This is a genomic window from Lentilactobacillus dabitei, assembly GCF_019061365.1.
In the GTDB taxonomy this organism is placed as follows: domain Bacteria; phylum Bacillota; class Bacilli; order Lactobacillales; family Lactobacillaceae; genus Lentilactobacillus; species Lentilactobacillus dabitei.
In genome coordinates this window covers 1-2844 of the sequence record NZ_JAHPPD010000123.1, presented here as the reverse complement: position 1 = coordinate 2844, position 2844 = coordinate 1, and the positions used below count along the sequence as shown (strand labels likewise).

1 rRNA gene is annotated in these 2844 nt (G+C 51.5%); it reads left to right on the top strand.

The features are described 5' to 3' along the window. A 23S ribosomal RNA gene (locus tag KTE19_RS12640) occupies positions 1–2832 on the top strand. Positions 2833–2844: the final 12 nt, after the last annotated feature.

Below are 2844 nucleotides of genomic sequence, written 5' to 3'. Positions count from 1 at the left end.
GAGCTGTACGTAAGCTTTGATCCGGAGATTTCCGAATGGGGCAACCCAGCAACTTTAATCAGTTGTTACTAACCAGTGAATTCATAGCTGGCTAGAGGTAGACGTGGGGAACTGAAACATCTCAGTACCCACAGGAGCATAAAGAAATTTCGATTCCCTCAGTAGCGGCGAGCGAACGGGGAACAGCCCAAACCAATGAGCTTGCTCATTGGGGTTGTAGGACTGAACATTTGAGTTACCAAAGTTGTTGATAATCGAACAATCTGGGAAGGTTGGCGAAACAGGGTGATAGCCCCGTAGATGAAATCAATGACCCTCAGTTCAGGATCCTGAGTACGGCGACACACGTGAAATGTCGTCGGAATCCGGGAGGACCATCTCCCAAGGCTAAATACTCCCTAGTGACCGATAGTGAACCAGTACCGTGAGGGAAAGGTGAAAAGCACCCCGGAAGGGGAGTGAAATAGTTCCTGAAACCATGTGCCTACAAGCAGTTAGAGCCCGTTAATGGGTGATAGCGTGCCTCTTGTAGAATGAACCGGCGAGTTACGGTAACATGCCAGGTTAAGGTTTAAAAGCCGGAGCCGCAGCGAAAGCGAGTCTGAAATGGGCGTTTTAGTATGTTGCTGTAGACCCGAAACCAGGTGATCTACCCATGTCCAGGCTGAAGGTGCGGTAAAACGCACTGGAGGGCCGAACCCGTGTACGTTGAAAAGTGCTGGGATGAGGTGTGGGTAGCGGTGAAATTCCAAACGAACTTGGAGATAGCTGGTTCTCTCCGAAATAGCTTTAGGGCTAGCCTCGGACGTAGAATCATGGAGGTAGAGCCACTGTTTGGACGAGGGGCCCGTCATGGGTTACTAAGTTCAGATAAACTCCGAATACCATTGATTTTTATCCGGGAGTCAGACGGTGAGTGATAAGATCCATCGTCAAAAGGGGAACAGCCCAGACCACCAGTTAAGGTCCCTAAATATATGCTAAGTGGAAAAGGATGTGGAGTTGCATAGACAACTAGGATGTTGGCTCAGAAGCAGCCACCATTTAAAGAGTGCGTAATAGCTCACTAGTCGAGTGATTCCGCGCCGAAAATTTACCGGGGCTAAGCATATTACCGAGACTGTGGACTTGACCAATTGGTCAAGTGATAGGAGAGCGTTCTAAGGGCAATGAAGCCAGACCGTAAGGACTGGTGGAGCGCTTAGAAGTGAGAATGCCGGTATGAGTAGCGAAAGATCAGTGAGAATCTGATCCACCGAATGACTAAGGTTTCCTGGGGAAGGCTCGTCCTCCCAGGGTTAGTCGGGACCTAAGCCGAGGCCGCAAGGCGTAGGCGATGGATAACAGGTTGAGATTCCTGTACTAGTTGATGATGTTTGAGCGATGGAGGGACGCAGGAGGCTAAGTTGTGCATCCAGTTGGAAAGGGATGTTCAAGCCACGAGTCAGTCAAGGAGTTAAATGCTTTTTGGCGGGTTGACAAGTGGTGATGAGGACCGAAATTTAGTAGGGAAGCGACTGACGTCACACTGCCGAGAAAAGCTTCTAGTGAGTCATCAACTACCCGTACCGCAAACCGACACAGGTAGTCGAGGAGAGAATCCTCAGGTGAGCGAGTGAACTCTCGTTAAGGAACTCGGCAAAATGACCCCGTAACTTCGGGAGAAGGGGTGCTGTGCGCAAGCACAGCCGCAGTGAAAAGGCCCAGGCGACTGTTTATCAAAAACACAGGTTTCTGCAAAATCGAAAGATGACGTATAGGGGCTGACGCCTGCCCGGTGCTGGAAGGTTAAGTGGATGAGTTAGCTTCGGCGAAGCCCAGAAATGAAGCCCCAGTAAACGGCGGCCGTAACTATAACGGTCCTAAGGTAGCGAAATTCCTTGTCGGGTAAGTTCCGACCCGCACGAAAGGCGTAACGATCTGGGCACTGTCTCAACGAGAGACTCGGTGAAATTAAGATACCTGTGAAGAAGCAGGTTACCCGCGACAGGACGGAAAGACCCCATGGAGCTTTACTGTAGCTTGATATTGGGTGTTGACACAGCTTGTACAGGATAGGTAGGAGCCATTGAAGCCGGAACGCTAGTTTCGGCGGAGGCATTGGTGGGATACTACCCTCGCTGTGTGAACACTCTAACCCGCGCCACTCAGCGTGGCGGGAGACAGTGTCAGGTAGGCAGTTTGACTGGGGCGGTCGCCTCCCAAACAGTAACGGAGGCGCCCAAAGGTTCCCTCAGAATGGTTGGAAATCATTCAACGAGTGTAAAGGCAGAAGGGAGCTTGACTGCGAGACAGACAGGTCGAGCAGGGACGAAAGTCGGGCTTAGTGATCCGGTGGTACCGTATGGAAGGGCCATCGCTCAACGGATAAAAGCTACCCTGGGGATAACAGGCTTATCTCCCCCAAGAGTCCACATCGACGGGGAGGTTTGGCACCTCGATGTCGGCTCATCGCATCCTGGGGCTGTAGTCGGTCCCAAGGGTTGGGCTGTTCGCCCATTAAAGCGGTACGCGAGCTGGGTTCAGAACGTCGTGAGACAGTTCGGTCCCTATCCGTCGCGGGCGTAGGAAATTTGAGAGGAGCTGTCCTTAGTACGAGAGGACCGGGATGGACATACCGCTGGTGTACCAGTTGCGCCGCCAGGCGCACCGCTGGGTAGCTATGTATGGATGAGATAAACGCTGAAAGCATCTAAGTGTGAAACTCACCTCAAGATGAGATTTCCCATTCCTATATGGAAGTAAGACCCCTGAGAGATGATCAGGTAGATAGGTTGGAAGTGGAAGTGCAGCGATGTACGGAGCGGACCAATACTAATCGGTCGAGGACTTAACCAAGTAGAA